At 43.3% G+C, this 21,269-nt stretch carries 21 protein-coding genes and 3 tRNA genes; 15 read left to right on the top strand and 9 right to left on the bottom strand.

All coding sequences use genetic code 11. The features are described 5' to 3' along the window. Nucleotides 1–19: 19 nt before the first annotated feature. On the bottom strand, nucleotides 20–1,180 hold the full coding sequence (locus tag BMX95_RS03455) for a vWA domain-containing protein (RefSeq protein WP_081198821.1): 1,161 nt from the start codon (nucleotides 1,178–1,180) through the stop codon (nucleotides 20–22). Nucleotides 1,181–1,285: 105 nt separating this feature from the next. Here BMX95_RS03455 and BMX95_RS03450 point away from each other — a divergent pair, with 105 nt between their 5' ends. Then, nucleotides 1,286–1,753, top strand: coding sequence for a hypothetical protein (locus tag BMX95_RS03450; RefSeq protein WP_165758863.1), 468 nt, complete (start codon nucleotides 1,286–1,288; stop codon nucleotides 1,751–1,753). Between the two features lie 70 nt (nucleotides 1,754–1,823). Continuing rightward, the gene (locus BMX95_RS03445; RefSeq protein ID WP_014222518.1) at nucleotides 1,824–2,048 is read left to right on the top strand and encodes a CDGSH iron-sulfur domain-containing protein; all 225 of its coding nucleotides are present in this window, start codon (nucleotides 1,824–1,826) and stop codon (nucleotides 2,046–2,048) included. Between the two features lie 21 nt (nucleotides 2,049–2,069). Here the strand turns inward: BMX95_RS03445 and BMX95_RS03440 are convergent, their stop codons facing one another. Further along, on the bottom strand, nucleotides 2,070–2,579 hold the full coding sequence (locus BMX95_RS03440) for an asparaginase domain-containing protein (protein WP_081198823.1): 510 nt from the start codon (nucleotides 2,577–2,579) through the stop codon (nucleotides 2,070–2,072). A 348-nt stretch (nucleotides 2,580–2,927) separates the two neighbouring features. Between BMX95_RS03440 and BMX95_RS03435 the strand changes: the two genes are divergently transcribed. The 10 genes from BMX95_RS03435 to BMX95_RS03390 all read left to right on the top strand — a co-directional run bounded on the left by BMX95_RS03435 (nucleotide 2,928) and on the right by BMX95_RS03390 (nucleotide 11,333). Further along, nucleotides 2,928–3,692 (top strand): hypothetical protein, encoded by a 765-nt coding sequence (locus tag BMX95_RS03435; protein ID WP_081198824.1) that lies wholly within the window; start codon nucleotides 2,928–2,930, stop codon nucleotides 3,690–3,692. 103 nt (nucleotides 3,693–3,795) lie between these two features. Beyond that, complete coding sequence (locus BMX95_RS03430) at nucleotides 3,796–4,485, top strand: response regulator transcription factor (protein WP_081198825.1); 690 nt, start codon at nucleotides 3,796–3,798, stop codon at nucleotides 4,483–4,485. Nucleotides 4,486–4,490: 5 nt separating this feature from the next. Beyond that, nucleotides 4,491–5,864: a HAMP domain-containing sensor histidine kinase gene (locus tag BMX95_RS03425; RefSeq protein ID WP_081198826.1), complete on the top strand. Its 1,374-nt coding sequence runs from the start codon at nucleotides 4,491–4,493 to the stop codon at nucleotides 5,862–5,864. Nucleotides 5,865–5,983: 119 nt separating this feature from the next. Then, complete coding sequence (locus BMX95_RS03420) at nucleotides 5,984–6,496, top strand: adenine nucleotide alpha hydrolase family protein (RefSeq protein WP_081198827.1); 513 nt, start codon at nucleotides 5,984–5,986, stop codon at nucleotides 6,494–6,496. 37 nt (nucleotides 6,497–6,533) lie between these two features. Then, nucleotides 6,534–7,445, top strand: a complete 912-nt coding sequence (locus BMX95_RS03415; RefSeq protein WP_081198828.1) for a bestrophin family protein — start codon at nucleotides 6,534–6,536, stop codon at nucleotides 7,443–7,445. A gap of 524 nt (nucleotides 7,446–7,969) precedes the next feature. Then, nucleotides 7,970–10,033: an elongation factor G gene (fusA, locus tag BMX95_RS03410; RefSeq protein WP_081199858.1), complete on the top strand. Its 2,064-nt coding sequence runs from the start codon at nucleotides 7,970–7,972 to the stop codon at nucleotides 10,031–10,033. Between the two features lie 135 nt (nucleotides 10,034–10,168). Further along, entirely contained in the window at nucleotides 10,169–10,531 is a 363-nt protein-coding gene (locus tag BMX95_RS03405; protein ID WP_165758864.1) for a RagB/SusD family nutrient uptake outer membrane protein, read from the top strand. Between the two features lie 89 nt (nucleotides 10,532–10,620). Then, a complete protein-coding gene (locus tag BMX95_RS03400) occupies nucleotides 10,621–10,833 on the top strand; it encodes an RICIN domain-containing protein (RefSeq protein WP_165758865.1) in 213 nt (70 codons plus the stop codon). Between the two features lie 216 nt (nucleotides 10,834–11,049). Next, a tRNA-Leu gene (locus BMX95_RS03395) sits at nucleotides 11,050–11,122 on the top strand. Between the two features lie 124 nt (nucleotides 11,123–11,246). Then, nucleotides 11,247–11,333, top strand: a tRNA-Ser gene (locus tag BMX95_RS03390). A gap of 322 nt (nucleotides 11,334–11,655) precedes the next feature. On the opposite strand, the gene BMX95_RS03385 is transcribed toward BMX95_RS03390, so the two are convergent. From BMX95_RS03385 to BMX95_RS03375, 3 genes are read right to left on the bottom strand one after another with little or no spacing between them, the layout of a single operon-like run. Continuing rightward, the gene (locus BMX95_RS03385; protein ID WP_081198831.1) at nucleotides 11,656–12,078 is read right to left on the bottom strand and encodes an SH3 domain-containing protein; all 423 of its coding nucleotides are present in this window, start codon (nucleotides 12,076–12,078) and stop codon (nucleotides 11,656–11,658) included. A gap of 15 nt (nucleotides 12,079–12,093) precedes the next feature. Continuing rightward, the gene (locus BMX95_RS03380; RefSeq protein ID WP_081198832.1) at nucleotides 12,094–12,591 is read right to left on the bottom strand and encodes a BON domain-containing protein; all 498 of its coding nucleotides are present in this window, start codon (nucleotides 12,589–12,591) and stop codon (nucleotides 12,094–12,096) included. A gap of 40 nt (nucleotides 12,592–12,631) precedes the next feature. Further along, nucleotides 12,632–13,882 (bottom strand): OmpA family protein, encoded by a 1,251-nt coding sequence (locus tag BMX95_RS03375; RefSeq protein WP_081198833.1) that lies wholly within the window; start codon nucleotides 13,880–13,882, stop codon nucleotides 12,632–12,634. 331 nt (nucleotides 13,883–14,213) lie between these two features. On the opposite strand from BMX95_RS03375, the gene BMX95_RS03370 reads away from it, so the two are divergent. Continuing rightward, on the top strand, nucleotides 14,214–14,678 hold the full coding sequence (locus tag BMX95_RS03370) for a DUF4268 domain-containing protein (RefSeq protein WP_081198834.1): 465 nt from the start codon (nucleotides 14,214–14,216) through the stop codon (nucleotides 14,676–14,678). Nucleotides 14,679–14,696: 18 nt separating this feature from the next. Here BMX95_RS03370 and BMX95_RS34400 read toward each other — a convergent pair whose 3' ends face one another. Beyond that, nucleotides 14,697–15,404, bottom strand: a complete 708-nt coding sequence (locus BMX95_RS34400) for a hypothetical protein (RefSeq protein ID WP_133053886.1) — start codon at nucleotides 15,402–15,404, stop codon at nucleotides 14,697–14,699. A 157-nt stretch (nucleotides 15,405–15,561) separates the two neighbouring features. On the opposite strand from BMX95_RS34400, the gene BMX95_RS34825 reads away from it, so the two are divergent. Both BMX95_RS34825 and BMX95_RS03360 read left to right on the top strand, forming a co-directional pair. After that, nucleotides 15,562–15,708 (top strand): hypothetical protein, encoded by a 147-nt coding sequence (locus BMX95_RS34825; protein WP_165758866.1) that lies wholly within the window; start codon nucleotides 15,562–15,564, stop codon nucleotides 15,706–15,708. A 422-nt stretch (nucleotides 15,709–16,130) separates the two neighbouring features. Then, a complete protein-coding gene (locus BMX95_RS03360) occupies nucleotides 16,131–17,741 on the top strand; it encodes an NAD(P)/FAD-dependent oxidoreductase (protein ID WP_081198836.1) in 1,611 nt (536 codons plus the stop codon). Nucleotides 17,742–17,897: 156 nt separating this feature from the next. Here the strand turns inward: BMX95_RS03360 and BMX95_RS03355 are convergent. The 3 genes from BMX95_RS03355 to recQ all read right to left on the bottom strand — a co-directional run bounded on the left by BMX95_RS03355 (nucleotide 17,898) and on the right by recQ (nucleotide 21,098). Then, nucleotides 17,898–17,970, bottom strand: a tRNA-Phe gene (locus BMX95_RS03355). A gap of 191 nt (nucleotides 17,971–18,161) precedes the next feature. Further along, the gene (locus tag BMX95_RS03350) at nucleotides 18,162–18,590 is read right to left on the bottom strand and encodes a hypothetical protein (protein WP_081198837.1); all 429 of its coding nucleotides are present in this window, start codon (nucleotides 18,588–18,590) and stop codon (nucleotides 18,162–18,164) included. Nucleotides 18,591–18,806: 216 nt separating this feature from the next. Continuing rightward, on the bottom strand, nucleotides 18,807–21,098 hold the full coding sequence (gene recQ / locus BMX95_RS03345) for a DNA helicase RecQ (RefSeq protein WP_207631536.1): 2,292 nt from the start codon (nucleotides 21,096–21,098) through the stop codon (nucleotides 18,807–18,809). Between the last annotated feature and the right edge of the window lie 171 nt (nucleotides 21,099–21,269).

The raw sequence follows: 21,269 nt of genomic DNA, 5'->3' as shown, positions 1-21,269 counted from the left end.
TATAGAACCGTCTCAAGCTTTATTGTATGGTCAGGTTGTACTTTTTAGCCTGTGCCCTGATTATTTTTTCAATTTCGGTTTCCAACGTTTGCTCGTTGCCACCATTGGCGCGGCGGGCTTTTTCAGTATTTATATAAGCTTCCCTTTTTACCGATACCGCAGAGATCTGTTTTTGTATGTCTGCGCGTTCCTTGCTCTTGGTAGTTACTATTTGTTTTAACTCGGTGCGGGATTTATTTTTTAAGTTATCAGGCAGGGTATTCATATCAACCTTCTCCACAATGGCAGCATCATCCTGGCTGGCGTCTACAAGGTCCCAGTTTGAATTATTATATAACTGCTTTTGCCCTTTAACGGCCACGCGTTTTGCAGCGGCTGCTTTATTCATACCGTAATTCAATTTATCTACCTCTTCCTGTTTCGACATGTTTGCCTGGCCTGCTCTCCCGTAGCCGATATAGGTGCCGTTTAATTGAATGTTCAACTGAAAAAGAACCGTGTCGTATGGAGTGGGGATATCGATCATCTGTGCATTTTGATTGATGTTGGTAAAGCTGCCGGTACCACATTCACTACCCAGGTTCCAGTGCTCGCGAATGCCCTGGTTCCGGTCGCCGCAATAAATAGTGTTAATAATTACGCCTTTTTTCTTGGCCTCGGAACAGGCCTGGGTATAAGAAATATCACCCTGTAAGAAGTCTTCATTACCGGCAATAAAAATTACTTTATAGTTATCGGGGTTGGCATCCCATTCCAAACTGGTTAAGGAAGTGTATATAACGTGGCCGCAATATTCATCACCCCCATTGGTGGTAAGCCTGAAAAGGTTGCGCGATACTTCATCGAGGTCGCGGGTAAAATAATTGATCTGTTTTACATAACCCGACCTGGCATCATTGGTAGGGCGGCCATATTCATAAAGGGCAATTTCAACAGTAGGTGCCACATCGTTACAGGTGGCTTTTCCCAATACACTTACCATGTTCCATAACTGGGCTTTGGCCTGGCCAATAAGGCCATCCATACTATTGCTCACATCGAGCAGCACTGCAATTTGCACTTTCTTTTGACGGCTGGGATCTGGTTTAAGGGGTGCTACAGGCGGTTTCCTTGAATAGATAAGGGTGGTTGCGCCAACAATAAGCAGACTGCTTGTAAGGAGTTTATACAGGGTGTTCATACAATTTGTTTTGAATTGGATGCTCCCCTGATTTAGTTTACATAAAGGATATAGATAATAAGAAGGTCTTTTAGATTATTTTAACAATTGAGTACTTTAGCAGCTGTGACGGAATTAGAAAAAATAGCACTCAAAAACAGCCTGAAGCTGGCAGCGCAGCAGCTTATTGAGCAACGGATAACCGCTGCCAAAACCCTGATAAATAATGCACAGGAAGCGGCAAACAGCGAAGAGAAAAGCTCAGTAGGCGATAAGTATGAAACAGCGCGGGCTATGGGCCAGCTGGAATCGGAGATGCATTCGAAACAGCTGGCACAACAGGTAAAAGAGCTGGCTTTGCTTCACGAAGTGAAAACAGATGTAGTATACCAGTTTGCCACCATGGGCGCCTGTATTGAATGTGCTGATCTTACCTTCTTTATTGCAGCGGGTTTAGGCAAACAAACAATCAATGGTAAATTGATCGTTTTCCTTTCGCCCCAGGCGCCCCTCGCCAAATTGTTACAAAATAAAAAAGCAGGCGAATCATTTGTTTTTAGTGGAAAAGAAACCCTGATAGAATCTGTTTATTAAGGAAGTGTTGTTCTAATAATTTCTGAATGCTTTTCCTGTATCTTGCGCCCCTAATTTATTTTTAATTACGATGGCAACAACAAAGATTACAGTTAACAGCAACGGTTCATTACGGGTAGAAGGTGATTTTGAAATTGTGGATAAAAATGGCAATGTATACGATCTGGGTGGTCGGGAAGTGATTTCAATTTGCCGTTGTGGAATGTCGCAGAATAAACCCTTTTGTGATGGTTCGCATAAAGGTCATTTCGAACATGAAGCCGTAGCGTTTAGTCTTCCTCCCAAGAAACCATAAAGCTGAGTAATCAGCTTTTTTTTATTTAGCACTGGCAGATACAGGTGGTAACTCTTCAAAAATACCCGTCTGTCTGTTCTTGCGTACATTGTCCCAGTTAAAAAAGCGGCCATTCATCGCAACATATACTCCGGGTGGAAGGGATTGTACAAAAGCAAGTGCGCTGCCCAGGTTGAACAGTCCGTCGGAGCTACCAAATTTTATGGGTATCATGGCGCCGGTTAATACAATTGTTTTACCGGTTACTTTCTTGGCCAGCACACGGGCCGTTTCTGCCATGGTATCGGTGCCATGTGTAATAACGATCCTTTGTTCATCACATTGCTGGCATTCTTCGGCAATCAGGTTCCGGTGATCGGGTGTCATTTCAAGGCTATCGATCATCATGAGGGTTTTAATATGCACATTTAGTCGACTTCTGCCTTCAGCCAACAACTCATTCATGTGGGTATCTTTAAAATACAACTCACCATTCAGCTCATTATATTCCTTGTCGAAAGTGCCGCCCGTGATAAAAATTCGAATAGCCATTATACAAAGTTTGTAAGTACAAAGATATTAGTTAATACAGGCATAATCCCTTCCTAAACAGGCAATCAGGCAAAAATTGAATATGTAAATGATGTAGGAAGATTCGTTAAAAATCATTCACCGTACGAGTAAAAGCGGTGGATAATATTTAATGATATCCCCATTTTGATGTTGATAAGACATCCCGGTTATACAGTTCATGTAACTCATTCTACATTTCATGCTGCTCCCCGAAGTGGAGCGCCCCTTCCTGTGGTAACATTGCGCTCTGCTTCACCGCAGCAACGTATAGCCAAACCATGAGCCGGTGAAGTAAAACCATATTTCAAACAACCTACAATTACAGTTATGAAAAAGATTTTTCTGTTGGCCGGCGCGATGGCCCTGCTGGTAGCAAGTTCATGTAAGAAAGACAACAACTCCAATGGCAATAACAATGGCGGCGAAACCACCCGGCAATTGAAGAAAGTGACCAAAACAGAGAATGGTAAGACTACTATTTACAATTTAACCTACGACGGTAGTAAATTAACATCATTCAGCTCAACTGATAATCTTGAATCTACTGCTTTTACCTATGATGGGTCGGGTAACATGGTGAAACTGGACATCAGAGGCAACAGCTATTACAGTACGTATACCTATACCTACAATAATGGAACACCGGTTTCCGGCACAGTAAAAGTGATTCACAAAATACCCGGAGAACCCGATGACCTCGTTCAGGATGATGTTCTTTCCTATACCGTTACAAACAATCAGGTAACCAGAATTAAACAGGAAATGAAACTGGCAGATATGGAACAAATAGCCAACATCACTTATAACAGCAATGGCAATGTGGAAAAACTAACCACTGAAGGGGATGAGACGATTGCTGTTTCGTTTACTTACGGCACCAAAAAGCCAGGTTACCCAACCATAACCCAATGGGTGCTTGACGCAGGTTACACCATGCAGTTCCATGCCAAAAACGAGGTAGTCACCGCTTTTTATGATTTTCCCGGCACACAGTTAGATAACACCATTACTACAAAGTATACCTATGATGGAAAAGGATACCCTTTAACCTCCGACGACGGAGAAACACAATTGAAGTACGAATATCAGTAACGCTGTATTCATTAGTATAAGCCAGTAAACAAAAAGCACTCCCCTTCCAGTATTGGAGGGGATTTGTTTTTTAGTGGTTATTTTTGCTTAAATACATTCAGCGATGAAAATCCTTTTGGTGGAAGACGAGGCAGCATTGGCCAGTATGCTGAACAAGGGGTTGAAGGAGGCCGGTTATGAGGTAACCGTAGCGCCCGATGGCCTTATTGGCCATGAAATGGCCATCAAAAACCAGTTTGACGTAATGGTGCTTGACATTATGCTGCCAGGCCTGAATGGTATTCAATTATGCAAACAATTACGTCGCCAGCAAATCGATACCCCCATCCTGATGCTAACAGCGCTGGGCACTACAGAAAATATTGTGGCCGGGCTCGACAGTGGTGCCGACGATTACCTGGTTAAACCTTTTCATTTTGCCGAGCTGGAAGCCCGTTTGCGAACGTTGGTGCGGCGCAAATCACCCGGCAATACCAATCAGCCTGATGTATTGCAAATAGGGAACCTTATCCTGAACATCAGTACGCGTTCGGCCAGCCTGAATGGCGAACCGGTTACCCTCACAGCCACAGAATACCGGCTGCTTGAATTTATGATGCACAACCGGGGACGCGTGCTGAGCCGTATGGAGTTGCTGGAAAATGTATGGGGAATAGATTTCAACATGAGCACCAATGTGGTGGATGTATATGTGAATTACCTGCGTAAAAAAATAGATACCAATCCGGCACAGAAACTTATTCATACCATGATCGGTATGGGCTACATCCTCAAGGAAGATAAAAAAAGTTAATACCATTGAAAATACAGACACAAACCGCGTTGTTGTTTACGGTGCTAACGGCATTGCTGATCCTGTTCATCAGTTTTACCACTTATTACCTGGTGACCCGGTTTGCGTCGAACGATTTTTTAAAACGACTGGAGCTGCGCGTACGGGTAGCAGCCAAACTTCGTTTTGAGCAGAACAAAGTATCCACCGTTACTTACCAGGAATTGCGGCGGCAGTATTTGGAAGTGCTTCCCAAAGAACAGGAATATCTGTTAACCTGGGATTCCGTCTCCAACGCCATTTATCCCCTGGTACAAGCCAAACTGCCGCATTCGTTTTACCGCGAGATAATAACCGCAGAAGGCAAAACAGTGTTCATTGAAAAAGACAAAGTGCACTATGCAGGGATATTGTACCGCGATGAAACGAAGACCTATCTTGTTATTAAATCAGCGGTAAATACATATGGGAACCAGTTGTTAAGCACCTTATTCCGCATAAAGGTCATCATCTTTATAGTGGGGGTTTTATTGGTGTTTACCGCCGGCATATTTTTTAGCCGCAAAACCTTTCAACCCTTGCGGCAGCTCATCAGCAAGGTACAGGACATTAGCGCGCATAACCTGCACCTGCGCCTGGAGCCTAAGAAAGGAAAAGACGAAATGACAGAACTGGCGCATACTTTCAATACCATGCTCGACCGTCTGCAAACCGCGTTTGAAACCCAGAATAATTTTGTAAGCAATGCTTCCCATGAACTGCGCACGCCGCTTACTACCATCATGGGCGAAGCTGATATTGCGCTGAAAAAAGCCCGCACCAATGAAGAATACCGGCAAAGCCTACAGGTGATCTTAAACGAAGCCGTAAAACTTGACCATTTAACCAGCAGCCTGCTGGCCCTGGCGCAAAGTGGTTTCGATGGTAAAAAACAACGCCGCAGCGTGGTTAGAATAGATGAATTATTGTGGGAGGTAAAACACGCGGTAGATGAACTGCATCCCGACAATAAAGTGCAGTTGCATTATGGCGAATTGCCGCCCAATGAAAACCAGTTGTCAGTAGAAGGAAATTACCATTTATTAAAACTGGCATTGACCAATATTGTAATGAACGCCTGTAAATACAGCAATGACCGGCCTGTACAGCTTACGCTCAGGGTAGAAAAACAAAAGATCAGGATCGGCATTGTAGACGAGGGTATTGGCATTCCGGCAACCGAGTTAAAATACGTTTTTGAACCCTTTTACCGGGCCTCCAATACCGACAGATTTGAAGGTCATGGGGTAGGCCTTCCCCTGGCACGAAATATTATCCGCCTGCATAATGGCGAATTGTTGATAAGATCTGAGGAAGGGAAGGGCACTTCCGTTGAGATCACTTTAAACGGGCAACATTAATTTTCTAATCCCATTCTTATTCCCTTTTTAATGTATTCTTAAGTGACTCTTAAGCGCTTCTAATACCAAAGTGCCAGCTTTGCTACTGTAAACATCATTGCTAATTTAATCATTACAGTATGCGAAATGTGTTGGTACCCACCGATTTTTCTACTGCTTCTTTCGACCTGGTTGAAAAAGCCATTCAAAACATGGGTGAGCAGGTTGTGAACATTACGATGTTCCACGCTTTTCAAATTCCTTTTTTTGTGAGTGACCTCATCAGGAATCAGCGGCAGCCATACCACGACTTATTAACAGATACCTTCAGGAACAACTGCAAACAAATAAAGCAACAGTTTCCCAAACAGGTGAGCAGTATCGTTTTCCGTCATTTGTATGGAAATACACCAGTTGTGTTCCGCCACTTTGTAGATGCAAATGATATTGACCTGATCGTATACCCTGAACAATATGAATTTGTAAAGGTGCATCCCGATAGTGTAAACCCCGACAGCATGTTCAAAAAAAGCAGGGTTCCCTTATTGCGTCAGTTCAAAATAAAACAACGCCGTGTTGTAACCATCCCTGAAATAAGAGCGGTGGAAGAAGAAGCAGTGGCTATGCTGAAGCTGCTGAATGCGCAGAGTTGAGTAAGATGATTATTTCAGAAAGTTAAACAATACCTCGATGCTACTAAAAAAGAATATTCCCATTGGTTATGTGTTTGGGAAAGTAAAGTATGAACTGCTGGTAATATTAATTTATAGTTTGACTATCGCAGTGATCCACCAGTTTTTTTTGACAGTACCGATAAGTATTCCCCTGTCGATACCCACTATTTTGGGAACAGTGATCTCTTTACTGTTGGGCTTCAGAAGTAACCAGGCGTATGATCGCTGGTGGGAAGCCCGGCAGGTATGGGGCGCCATTGTGAACGACTCGCGCACACTGGCGCGGCAGGTACTCAATTTTACCGAGAGCCAGTATGAAGAAGATGAAGTAATGCAATTGCGGCAGCGAATGATCCGCAGGCAGATAGGCTGGTGTTATGCATTGGGACAAAGTTTACGCCGGTTAAACCCAACAGGCGGACTTGAAAAGTATATAAGCCGCCGGGAACTGGAAAGCCTGAGTCGCTATAATAACGTGCCCACGGCCATGTTAGACCAGCATGCGCGTGATTTAAAGCGGGCCCTGGAAGAAGGATATATAAACAGGTATCAGCAAATTGAAATGGACCGCACACTTACCCGCTTATGCGATGCCATGGGTAAAGCAGAACGGATAAAGAACACGGTATTTCCAAGTACATACAGTTTATACATTCATTTCTCTTTACTGTTGTTTATAAGCATGTTGCCATTTGGCGTAATAGAACACTTTGGGTTTTTGGAAGTACCGTTGGTAGTATCCATCAGCGCCTGTTTTTTACTGATAGAAAAGATGGCTATTCATTTACAGGACCCCTTTGAGAACAAACCAACCGATACGCCCGTGACAGCAATTGCCAATAACATTGAAAAAGACCTGCGGCAACTGTTGCAGGATCAGGAAGAACCGGAAGAAAAGCGCCAGGGGGCATTTTATTATATCATGTAGGGTTAAAAGAGGAAGTTTCAGGTAATGGGGATAAGTAGGCAAGGCTTCCCGACATTTGTCGGGGGGCCTTGTTGGTAATATAAAAAAATGATTAAGCCCTTTGTTATTTCCATTCTTTTATTAGTTTTGCATCCTCGATTATAACAAACAATGATTAAAACGCTTACATACAAGACAGGTATAAACGCAACTACTGCGATCAGAGCAGTAATTGCCAGTACTTGTATTGTCTTTATAGACAATGGGGAGACAAACCCATTTTCGGATAAGCGGAACTGATCATTTCAATAATAATACTATTGAAGCCCTGACAGTACCGTCAGGGCTTTTTGTTTGTCTCCCCACGTTACACCTTCAACAATCAACCAACATTTTTTAATCAGCAATATGAAATTCATAATCAAAACAATAATGAGCTCATTCCGGGAATACATTCCGTAATGGCAGGATTGTTTTGCATATTGCAAAAGGCCTTCCGTTACGAACGGAGGGCCTTTTTTATTTATTCTATCTCGAAATATTATATGAAACGGTTACAACAATACAGGAATATAGGAATTATGGCCCATGTGGATGCAGGTAAGACAACAGTTACAGAACGCATGTTGTATTATACAGGATTTATACATCGCCTGGGCAATGTGGATGATGGCAACACCGTAATGGATAGCGATCCGCAGGAAGAAAAGCGGGGTATTACCATTTCTTCGGCTGCGATTACCACCTATTGGAAATATCTGGATGATACTTACCAGATCAATATCATCGATACACCCGGGCACGTGGATTTTGCTGCTGAAGTGGAAAGATCGTTGCGCGTGCTGGATGGAGCGGTAGCCGTGTTTTGCGCCAAATCGGGCGTGCAACCACAATCTGAAACGGTATGGCGGCAGGCCAACCGGTATAATATTCCGCGTATTGTGCTGATCAATAAAATGGACCGGCAGGGTGCACAATTTATGCGGGTGGTGAATGAGATAAAACAAAAGCTACACGCGAATGTAGTTCCTGTGCAAATGCCAATAGGAGCAGAAGATGCCTTTAGTGGTATCATTGATCTGATAGAAATGAAAGCATTGTTATGGAACAGTGACGATGGAAAGAATTATGAAGTGGCCACTATTCCGGCTCATTTATTGGCGGAAGCAGAACAGCATCGCAATCATTTGCTGGAAGAATTGTCGCTGACCAATGAAGCGCTGTTTGACCAATTCACAACCGATGCGGCAACCATTACTGTAGAAAGCATCTACGAAGCATTGCGTGCGGCAACCATTAGCAGACAACTGGTTCCTGTGGTGTGTGGCGCAGCCTATAAGAACAAAGGCGTACAACCATTGCTGAATGCAGTGGTGCAGTATTTGCCATCGCCGGTTGATATCCCTGCTGTTACTGGTATTGATCCATTTAATGAGGAACCGGTAACTGTACAAACCGACAGAGATGCGGCGTTTGCTGGATTGGCCTTTAAAATAATCACCAACGATTATACCGGCAGGCTGGCATTGGTACGTGTGTATTCTGGTACCTTAAACCAGGGCGATGCGTTGGTGAATGGCAGAACAGGAAAGAAAGTGCGTGTGAGCCGTTTGTTGCGCATCATGTCTGATAAATATGAAACCGTTGAGCAAATAGGCGCCGGTGATATTGGGGCATTAGTAGGGTTGAAGGATGTACGCACGGGCGATACCCTGTCTGATCCAGAACATCCGGTATTGCTGGAAAACATCCACTTCCCGGAACCAATGATCGGGTATTCTATAGAAGCAAAAACCGGTAAGGAATCAGGTAAGTTAAGTGAGGCCTTATCGAGCCTGCTTGAAGAAGACCCAACGCTGGTAGTAGAAACAGATAAAGAAACCGGTCAAACTATTTTGAAGGGAATGGGTGAATTACACCTGGAAGTAGTACTGGAGAAACTGGCCACCGAATATGAGGTAGCTGTTAATAAAGGAAAACCACAGATCGCTTACAAAGAGATCTTCACGCAACCTGTGCTGCACAAAGAGGTATTTAAAAAGCAGAATGGTGGCTCGGGCAGTTTCGCCGAGATCCATTTTGAATTATCTACGCGTGAGCAGGATGCACCGGGGTTGGAATTTATTAATGAGATCAAAGGCGGCGCCATACCGAAGGAGTTTATTGCTTCCGTGAACAAAGGGTTTGAAACCGCTATGCAAACCGGTGCGTTGGCTGGTTACCCCGTTAATTCCATGCGTGTACGATTATTTGATGGAGCTATTCATGAAAAGGATTCCAGTGCGCAAGACTTTGAACAGGTAGCAGGGATGGGTTTCAAAGCAGCTGCAGTTAAAGCAGTACCCAGATTGTTGGAGCCGGTGATGCTGGTAGAAGTATCAACACCCGATGAATATACCGGTGCCATCACCGGCGACTTAAATCGGCGGCGGGGTATCATCAGAGGTATTGAAATGAAAGACAATGTACAATGCATAAAAGCAGAAGTACCATTGTCTGAGTTGTTCGGATATATAATGACGTTGAGAAGCTTATCGTCTGGCCGGGCCGGTGCTTCGATAACTTTCCATAATTATCAAATGGTTCCAGGTAATATAACTGTTACCTAATAAAACAAGGCTTCCTTTTTGGAAGCCTTGTTTTATTTACTATATCATTACCAATTGGTGGTGTTGATTATATTTTAACCAAGAACGTTACTTATGTTGGTAATGTTAGCCGGTTAACCATGGGCGGTCCTGCGGTTGTCACAGGCTGCAGACGCAGATGGCGGCCTGGATATTTATGTATTCCGGTATGCAGATGTATGGCTGATGCTGGCAGAATCAGCCAGTGAAAACAATGACCCCACTACGGCCCTGACGGCAGTAAATGAAATAAGGAAAAGATCTTTTGGCGCAACAGGTGTATTTACCGCCAATCTTTCCAAAGAAGATATGGCCAGCTATTTATTTAAAGAGCGTGCGGTAGAATTTTATGGTGAAGGTCAGCGCCGGCTTGACCTCATCAGATGGGGTAAGCTGTACAACTCAGTTAAAACGGCGGCTGCTACGGAAGATGCGTTTGTAGCAGGCCCTTTCGTGCAGTTACCGGCGATGAGGCATTAACTGATTTACAAAAAGGAGAAGCTACCGGGAAGACACATACAATGGGCATGCCATCCGTACTTATGTGAGCGATTACCAGGGTGGGCGGATTGGTAAAACAATACAACTATGGGGCAGACAGTATTTATAATGATGAGTTTGCGCTTATCCCTGTAGGTAGTGGTTATTATAAGATCATTGCCCGTCATAGCGGGCTTTATATGAATGTGGCCGGTGCCAGCCAAAGTAATGGAGCATTGATAAAGCAATGGGATTATGTAGGTGATTTGCATACCCATTTTCAGTTAGTGCCTATTCCGTAAGAAATAATTGCAGACAGTGTTTTGTTATTTAGAATCTTTCATTAGCTTTGCAACATGATTCGCACTAATTCATATTTACTGTCATTGTCGCTCAGTAGTTGTTACTACGAGCTGAAGGGCAGTTATATGTATGCGGACAAAAGTTGATAGAAAAAATAAACTTTATAAACGCATTAAAGCCCTTCAGGTCAAGCACTTGGAGGGCTTTTTGTTTTTAGCCCCTTAGCCCAACGGGAGAGGCTGCTGTCTTAGAAACAGTATAGTGTGAGTTCGAATCTCACAGGGGTTACTCATATGCCTAACCGGAAATACCGGTGCCGTTACATAAGAGCAGGTACTCAATACTGATATAGAGATTGGTCTGCAAAACCAATTCAATATGGGTTTAATTCCCATCCTGCTCTCAATATTTTGGAAGGTTAGCATAATTGGTAATGCAGCAGTCTTGAAAACTGCCGTACGTGTAACAGCGTTTACAGGTTCGAGTCCTGTACCTTCCGCCTTCGCCGTCGAAGCCTTAGCGTAAGCGGGCTTACATCTGGAGAGTAGTCAGATACTGGTTTGCTGTGACATCCTGCTAAGATGTTTCTCGTTTAACAACGGGATGAAGGTTCGATTCCTTTGCTCTCCGCTACCACCCGCCGAAGCCTTGGCGAAGATGGGCATCTCTGGGGCGTCGGTAACGACGGTGGAGTTACACCAGACTGTAAATCTGGTACATTAGAAACACAGGGGGTTCGAATCCCTCACGCCCCACTTGCAAAAAATAAGGGGATCACTTCATTAGAGGTGATCCCCTTAAAACAATTAGCTTTAAAGTTTTCAACTTTGAGGCGATAGATATTGTGCATAAGCATATCCCTCTTCGCCGGCATCGGTTCTGATAAGCCACCATTGGTCATTGGTTTTACTAACCAACGTAACAATTTCATGATGCGCTGCTTTACCAACTATCGGTTGATCGGTTCCCGGCCCTTTTCTGATATTCAGGTTCGATTTATCGGTTGTTACCTTTGCTTTACCACCAGGAGCCATAGATGAAACGTTTATATTCATAACCACATCACCAGATCGAAAATCGGGATCAAGCTTTCCATAAATATCCCACAAGCTGTCTTTTGCTGTGCCGTTCGGAGCTTCACCGTCAATATACAGAACATTATCCTGTTCACGGACCTGTAAGTTGGCAATGCCAACAGTTTTTGCCGTATTCAACAATTGCTGGTATTTGTCTTGTAGTGCCATAATTACATCCTCCTTTTATTGAATGGTAAGCTGATTGTCGATCTTTTTAGGTTTTAACGATTGCAGGCTCATCATCAGTTTTTGAAGATTTGACCGTTTAATATTTCCTGTGAGTGTAACAACACCGTCCTTAACAGATGCCGTAACGCCGGGGTAATCTTTAACAGCATCGTTTACATTCCTGATCAATGTTTCATCCTGGGCAATAGTTACCGGAGCGGGCTGAGCCGGGGGAGGCATTACAGTGCAATTATTAACCACCTGTTTCACTCCTTTTACTTTGGCTACTTCCGATTCTACAGCCGATTTACTGGCCTCGTCTTTACATTCACCCGAAAGGGTAACAACTCCTTTTTCCACATTGGCAGCTATACCATTGGTGGAAGGATTACTTCTGATAGCAGTTTCTACGTCTGCCTGAATTTTGCTGTCCTTCGGGCCACAGGAAGAAATGAAAAATGCAACGATGAAGAAAAGCAAAAGCATTACTGCACGACAACTATTCTTTTTCATACATAAAATTTATTCTGGGTGAACTTTCATCAGTAGGTAATTATTTATGGCGAACATTAACGGCCATCCTTCTGTCTTTTTTTCTTTCTTCATCGGACGCATCGGCTGGGGCCTTGGCAAATTTAGATCCATAGCCTTCGGCTCCGGAAAGCTGAGCGGCAGGTACTCCGTCATTTTGTAAAGCTGTATGTACGGCCTCTGCTCTTGCTTTTGAAAGCTTCAGGTTGCTGCTTTCATTACCTGTTTTATCAGTATACCCGCCGATCTTTATCGCCGCAGACGGAAACGCTTTCATGATAGCGGCAATGTTTTTTATTTGTGTCATACTTTCAGGCATGATGTTGGCGCTGCCTGTTTCAAAATTCACATTGTCAAAATCGAACCAGGTGTTTTTATCGACTTTTTTAGAAGGGTCGTTTAGAAACTTTACCAGTTGATCTTCTATTCCACCCTTATAAGCATTGATTTCTGTACCATTGGGTAATTGCACCATTATGGATGCCGGGGTAGCCGGGCGATTCACAGGTGGGGCAGATGCAATGGCTGAGTCAGGTCGCATATTGATGCCTGATTGCGCAGTTTCGTTCCTGTTATTTCTTCTACCCATGAATAGCCAGATAAGAGCAATAAGCGCGAGGGCCAGCAAAGCGGGGACAAACCAGTTGGTTCTTTTACGAGTTCCTGGAATATTGGCGGCGGTATTTTTTATAGATCCGCCAATGCCTGACAGGGCGCTTGTTAATCGGGTGCCTATGGCTCCCAGGCTGCTTAATCCCAATGCGCTGGCAAGATTGAAACCAGAAGGAACGGCATTCAGGATGTTATCCTTTTGGTTGTTAAGAAAAGAAAGAAAACCTGAAGTACTCATGTTTGTCGATACAGCATGGCTGCCTAAAGCACCGAGGGCTGCGGGAGCAGTTGCACTTAGTAGGGCGGTTGCTGATCCGGGTTTAATGCCTGCATAGCTGGCAATCATGTTTGTAACATTGCTTAGGCGGTCGCCAAAAATACTCTTGAGCAGATCTCCGCCTCTGGAAAGCAAACTATTGTCACTGAAAAACCGGCCTACATTGTTAAGCATCCCGCTGTTAAATGTTTCTTTAGACATTCTAAGTAGGTTTCCTGCATCACCCGATCCTGCCTTTTCCAAAATGCCGGTTAGTACCGCAGGAATTGCTCCCGACGCTGCTTTCTGCATATTATTTTCATTCTCACCTAGAACATTACTGGCATTGTCAATGACATCATTGCCCAGAAATCCTCTTACGGAATCAAATAAGTTGAATGACATAAACCTTCATTTTAGAGATGAATAAATAAGTTGAAGTTTATTAAATAAGGTGCGGTATGAACGGATACGAAAATGGTGGGTTGAGGAGTCAATCAACGTTATAAGCACTGCACAGGATAGATAGTTTTGTGCATAGTTAGGTTGGTTGCGTATGTGGTAAGTTCGCAATAAGGGAGCCAGGGTGAAACTAAGTTAGACCTCTTCATTGCGGATTCCAAATTAAGTTTGCCTGCTTTTCGGAAGATTTCCCGCTCAATAATGAACCGGTACTTTGGCAAGTAGCGTTATAGTTTAAACCCAGACCATTATATCTTTTTAATAGCTTTATGCCATGTACACAAAAGAAGAGGTTTCGCGTCAGAAGCAGGCATTTTGGACAACTTTCGGCAGGTATATGCGGCCTGTATTATCGGCGGAGGGAACAGCAGTTGGCTGGCTGAATTACAAAACCGGTATTCCTGGTGTTCAGTTTAAAATGGAAGCAGATCATAAACAAGTGAGCATAGCTATTGTGTTGTCGCACAAGGATGAAGTATTTCGCTCGGCACATTACAAAAAGCTAATGGAGCTAAAGGGAATGCTAGAGCATGAAATGGGAAGCGAAGCCTGGCTGTGGCAGCAACAGGTCACTGATGAGTGGGGTAAAACGGTTAGCGCTGTAAGCAAAGCGTTTACAGGTGTAAATATTCACCGCAAAGAAGACTGGCCCGCAATGATCTCGTTCCTGAAAGAACGCCTCATTGCATTGGATACCTTCTGGAGTATGGCCAGGTATGGATTTGAAGAGTTGACCTGATAAGTGAAAGTAGCTGGTTTATTGTTGGGTGATTTGAGTATTATCTTGTTTAGACACCGTTGTTTTATGTCTGTTAATGACAAGATAACTTATGGCGGCTAACTGGAACAGGGTTGCCGGCAAAACAGTACGTCCCAATTCTATGCCACCTGAAATACACAGGAATAGTGCAAAAAAGATGGAATTGAGAAGGAGTACGCCAACAAAAATTAGCAACTGTTTATCCATGGCAGACAAATACTTTCTGAACGAAAACTTAGTTTTCATACGCTGCCTGATAAACCAGGTTATAAGGGTTAAGAAGGAAAAGGCAAGGGCAAAATACACCCCGTTCTTTTTGAGCATTTTAATAGACGGGCCATAACAAAAATCAACACAGACAAGACCAAACTTAGTGTCGCGTATATACCTTTCAACAGACAAGCCCATCAGTTTGATTATGTCTTGTTTTCTTTGGAAGTATGCTATCTTGAATGCGTGATTGATCGTATCTGTATAAGCTTTGTCGTTGACTTTCAACAACTTTAGTTCCTCCATTGGCGTTATCAACGGGTCGCTGTTATATTTGGCCTGAAGCAATTCAATGTCTTCAACCATCAGGCTCATGAAACGGGCTTCTTTGCTTGTGGTATCTTTCGACTCTTTCAATCTTGCTTTTAAATCATCTGCTTTATCAGAGTTAGCCATCAGGTACACGATATTGGCAGAAGAAGAACTTTTGCTCATATTGTACCGGTAGCTGAAGATAAAAGATCCGATAGTTACAATTAACAGAACGAGCGCTGGTGTTCTTGCGGAGCGGAAAGCTTTGGTGAACAAGGCTATCACAGTGAACAACACACTACAGCCAACTACATAGACCATTATCCAGGGCTTTAACAGAATGGCAAGTAAACAGATCACCAGTGAATACAGAATTGTCTTTGCCAGCGAATTGGGCTGTTTTGGGAAAAAAAGGAAGGATAAAAAAATGACCATCCAGATCTCTACCGCAAAAAGAATGGACTCTGTTAAACAGGCGCCACAATAACTTGAGATAGCGGGCAGTAACAAAACAACGATCAGTATGGCAAAATTTGTTGACGATAATAATTTTTTGCGTGGACCGCAAAACCAAAAGAGAGCCGCCAGGCTTATAATTTCAATAAAGTAACAAACGAGACTTAGTTTCAGATGTAACTTGTTCGTTATTAGCAACAAAAGCGGAAATAATATAGGCCGGCCGGAAGACGTATCACCCAGGTTGTTAGCCGTTTCCAGGTAGCCGTCTGAATCAGGAAAAAAATTAACTGGTTTAATACAAAGCAGAATAAGCCAGGTAATAAATAGAAATACAGCAATGAATTGGAAAAATATTGAGCGAGCTCGGGTGGGTATACGAAACATGCTCAAATGTAAAGAAGAAAACATAAAGCACATGGAAAAATTATATTACTTTCACGGCCTTATTACATGAAAAACGACACTGTTAATCACGACAAGAAAGCGATCATAATTGGGGCCGGACCTGCAGGTTTGACAGCAGCCTACGAATTATTGACACGCACCAATATTAAGCCAATAATCCTTGAAAAGACCGGAGACATTGGGGGTATATCCAAGACCGTTAATTACAAAGGCAACCGGATCGATATAGGAGGACACCGTTTTTTTTCCAAATCCGACAGGGTTATGGATTGGTGGTACAGCTTCATGCCAATAGAGACAACTACTGATGGTGAAGTAAATATAAACTATCAGAACAAGTCGCGCAAGTTAAACACCACCGGAACTACCGGCTCAGCACCCCTCGATAAGGACAAGGTTATGCTGTTACGCCGCCGGTTGTCACGCATTTATTTCCTGCGTCAATTCTTTAATTATCCGCTTAATCTATCGGCCAATACCCTACGCAAATTAGGGCTTCTCCGAACCATAAAAATTGGTATTTCCTATACCATAGCCAAGCTGTTCCCGCGGCGAAAGGAAAAAACGTTGGAAGATTTTATGATCAACCGGTTTGGCAGGACCTTATATAAAACTTTTTTTAAAGATTATACCGAAAAGGTTTGGGGAGTTAGCTGCAGTGAAATTTCTGCAGAGTGGGGCGCACAGCGGATCAAAGGTGTATCCGTTAGCAAGGCAATAGCGCATGCCCTGAAGCGTAAGAAAAAAGACGATCAGGATATTGCGCAAAAAAATGTGGAAACCAGTCAGATCGAACGCTTTCTTTATCCAAAATTAGGACCTGGACAATTGTGGGAAGAAGTTGCGCAGCAGATCGAAAGCCTGGGCGGTAAAATTATCTTCCATCAAAAGATAACAAGTATAGTCAATGAGAAAGACGGTGTTTCTGCCGTTCGGTCTGTCAACACTGAAACCGGGGAATCTCAATCCTGGGAAGGCGACTATTATTTCTCTACCATGCCCATAAATGAGCTTATTGGCGGAATGTTAGGCGGTGTACCGGAAGATGTGAAGGAAGTAGCAGCTGGTTTATTATACCGCGATTTTATTACGGTAGGTTTGCTGCTGAAGCAATTCTCTGTTCCGGACAAGGCTACTGCCAGCTTCCGAAAACTTAGCCTGGAAGATACCTGGATTTACGTACAGGAAAAGGATGTAAAGGTGGGCCGGTTGCAGTTGTTTAACAATTGGAGCCCTTACCTGGTAAAAGATCCCACAACCAGCTGGATCGGGATGGAATACTTTTGTAACCAAAATGACGAGTTTTGGAATCAGTCTGAAGAAGTCATAAAGGAAACGGCTATCACTGAACTGGAGAAGATCGGCCTCGCACGGAAGGAAGATCTTTTGGATTCCACCGTACTTCGGATGGAGAAAACCTATCCAGCCTACTTTGGTACCTACAATCGGTTCGACGTTATCCGAAACTTTGTAGACGGTCTTCAAAATCTGTATTTGGTAGGCCGGAACGGGATGCATAAATACAACAATTCCGATCATTCTATGCTTACTGCTATGACAGCGGTAGACAACATTGTAGCCGGAATAGCCGATAAATCGAATATCTGGTCCATCAACACTGAAATGGAATACCACGAAGAGGATAAGAAGAAATAAACAAACTTCAGCATACATCATGAAAAAAGGAAGCGCTACATGCAGTGCTTCCTTTTTTATTGCCCTATGTTGTAATAGATTCTTTTGCTATGTGGATCGAACCGCCGACAGAGACGTAAAATAAAAAAGCCCCTGATTTGTATCAGAGGCTTTCCGTGGTGTGGGACGGGATCGAACCGCCGACACAAGGATTTTCAGTCCTTTGCTCTACCGACTGAGCTACCGCACCATTGAACTTATTCTAGCTTTTGATTTTCGCACCTACCGTGCTAAATCGGGCTGCAAAAATAGGGGATATTCTGAATAAAAAAACAAAATTATTAAAAAGAATTATAAAAAAAAGCACCCGGCTCGGAGTGCTTATTGGCTTATTCATTATTCATGCCCTTATTGCAGTTTCTTTATATAATTTCTTTCTATTTAAATTGATTCTACCGGAACTTTTTGCCGAACCGCACTGTCCGCATCCAACTCCAATATCAGTTGTTTCGCCTCGGGAACAGCCTCCTTATGAGGAGCTGCTTGTTTAATACCTTCCGGATTCGATGGCACCTGAGGAACATCCACTTCATTATCTGTGATCAGATCAGACCCTACAGCCTTTTCAAAGAGCGGATCATCTATCCAATGGCTGTCATCGAGGGTTTTTGAAGTAGCTGATTTATGGTCAGCATGCTCGGTTGTTAATCCTTTGTTTGTTTTATCCTTGTCGCCGGTATCAATGGGCGATGTGGCCCCCTGGGCCTGATTAAAGGATAAGATCTTGCTGACTGCACTCTCCTTATTCATTACGCCATACACCCCCGCCAGCATCAGGCATGAAACGCCCATCAATACAATGGTTTTCATTAGGATCTTAATTTTAGCGTTTAGGAGTTATTCCTTACTTCTAAACGGAATTATAAAATCTAAAGTATTAACCCGGAACGAAATATGCCCTTTATTTCGATTAAAGGTCTTTATTGTTCGATGAATACCTGTTTAAACCACGTTGGTTCTAATAAAAAATGTATGCCACCGACTAGCGGGACATACATTCCAAATTGAGTAATTTATGTAGCGTAATTACATGCCGTACAATGCCAGGAATTTGATGCGCATGATCTTTAACTGCTCCCAGTTAAAGTTATGTTCAGCCAGCTCCTCAAGGGCTACCTGCAGCGATGAGGTTTCACACCCTTTAAAATATTCAAGGATTTCTTCCTGCTCATTATCATCCAGCATTTCGGCAATGGCATAATCAAGGTTGAGCTTGGTACCGCTGGCTGCAATGGTTTCCATTTCTTCCAGCATTTCATCCATACGCCAGCCCTTGTTTTTGGCAATTACTTCCAGCGGGATCTTTTTATCGGTTTGTTGAATGATGTATACTTTGTTACCGCTTTTGTTCACCACGCTTTTCATTACGAAATCATCGGGACGAACGATATTGTTTTCTTCAACATAGCGGGCTACCAGTTCAATAAACGGCTTGCCATAACGAATAGCTTTGCCCTTACTTACACCTGAACATTTCTCCAGCTCTTCCAGCTTGGTGGGGTACAGGGTGGCCATATCCTGCAGAGAGGTTTCCAAAAAGATCACAAAGGGTGGCAGTGACTTCCGCTTGGCTTCTTTCTGGCGTAACTCTTTCAGCATTTCAAACAGCTTTTCATCGGCTGCGGCGCCGGTAGCTGCTTCTGAACCTTCCTCATCATCGGCATTGGCTTCTTCGTACAAATTGTTCAATACGATCTTGAACGATTTGGGCTTTTTGGCAAATGCATCTCCATTCTTGGTGATCTTTAATACACCGTAGTCTTCAATATCCTTGCTCAGCAAACCTTCGAGCAGCATTTGACGGATCAGTGAATTCCAGTAATGATCTGGCTGATCGTTACCAATGCCAAATTCAGGAATGCCTTCGTGGCGGTACATGGTAATATTGGGAGTTAAACGCCCAATAATAATGTTCACGGTGTAATCTGAAGCAAAGCGTTCATCGAGCGCTTTGATGGCCTTCAACACCTTCACCACATTATCTTTTGCTTCAACCTGTTCTTTCGGATGTAAACAGTTATCGCACTGGCCGCAATTGGGCTCGGTATATTCTTCCCCGAAATAGCTCATCAGTATTTTACGGCGGCATACACCACTTTCGGCATACGCAACCGTTTCACTGATTAGCTGGGCACCAACTTCACGTTCGCTCAGCGGTTTGTCGCGCATCAAATGTTCAAGCTTTGATACGTCTTTATGCGAATAGTATAAAATACATTTTCCTTCCAATCCATCACGGCCTGCACGGCCTGTTTCCTGGTAATAGTTTTCAATACTTTTTGGAATGTTATAGTGAATTACAAAACGGATATCCGGTTTGTCGATACCCATTCCAAAAGCGATGGTGGCAACGATCACCTGTACGTCTTCATTTAAGAAGAGGTCCTGGCGTTCTGCACGCAACTTGCTGTCGAGACCTGCATGGTATGCTACGGCTTTGATTCCATTAGCCATCAGCATGTCGGCCAGCTCTTCCGTTGTTTTCCGGTTTAACGTATAAATGATGCCGCTCTTGCCTTTCATGGAGACAATGAACCGCACAATGTTTTTGATCGTTTGATCTTTCTTGATCTTGGGCTGTATTTCGTAATACAGGTTAGGGCGGTTAAAAGAAGATATGAAGATGTCTGGTTCTTTCAGACCCAGGTTCTTGATAATATCGCTTTGTACTTTAGGAGTAGCAGTGGCGGTCAATGCAATAACCGGAATGTCGGGATTGATCTGCGTCATCATTTCACGCAACCTTCTGTATTCAGGGCGGAAGTCATGACCCCACTCAGAGATACAGTGTGCTTCGTCAACCGCAAAGAATGAAAGTTTCAGATCGGAGAAGAACTCCAGGTTTTCCTGCTTGGTTAAAGTTTCTGGCGCAACGTATAACATTTTGGTGCGTCCGCTAAGCAGGTCATCATGCACCTCGCGAATTTCCTTTTTTGTTAAAGTGGAGTTAAGAAAGTGGGCTACATCATCTTTGCTGCTGTAACTGCGAACCAGGTCAACCTGGTTTTTCATCAATGCAATCAGCGGGCTAATGATTATAGCAACACCTTCGCTTATAATGGCCGGCAATTGATAGCATAAGCTTTTTCCACCGCCGGTAGGCTTAATTACAAACGTATCTTTTCCTGCTAATAAAGTCTTTATAATGGCTTCCTGGTTGCCCTTAAAATGATCGAATCCAAATTGTTCCTGGAGTGCTTGATGTAAAGAAGCGCTGGAAATGGTAGTAGAAGAGGTAGACGCTTTTTTCTTTGCTACTGTAGTGTCTTTCTGAAGTTTTGTCGTTTTTGACGACGTTTTTTTTGATGTGGTTGACATTGCTCTAATTGTTTCCTTCGCACAGATTGTTTCAGAAAATATTTATTTACGTGCCTGTTTATTGCCGGTATTATAACGGCAATAAATGCTCAAAGTTGCCCTTTAGATAGCAAATCGTCAGATCAGTTTGAATGGGTTTAAATCAGGCCATTAGGATAAAGATGTATACAG

Source organism: Niastella yeongjuensis, assembly GCF_900110245.1.
Classification (GTDB): Bacteria; Bacteroidota; Bacteroidia; order Chitinophagales; family Chitinophagaceae; genus Niastella; species Niastella yeongjuensis.
The sequence above is the reverse complement of the archived record's forward strand: the minus strand, read 5'-3'. Positions and strand labels throughout refer to the sequence as shown.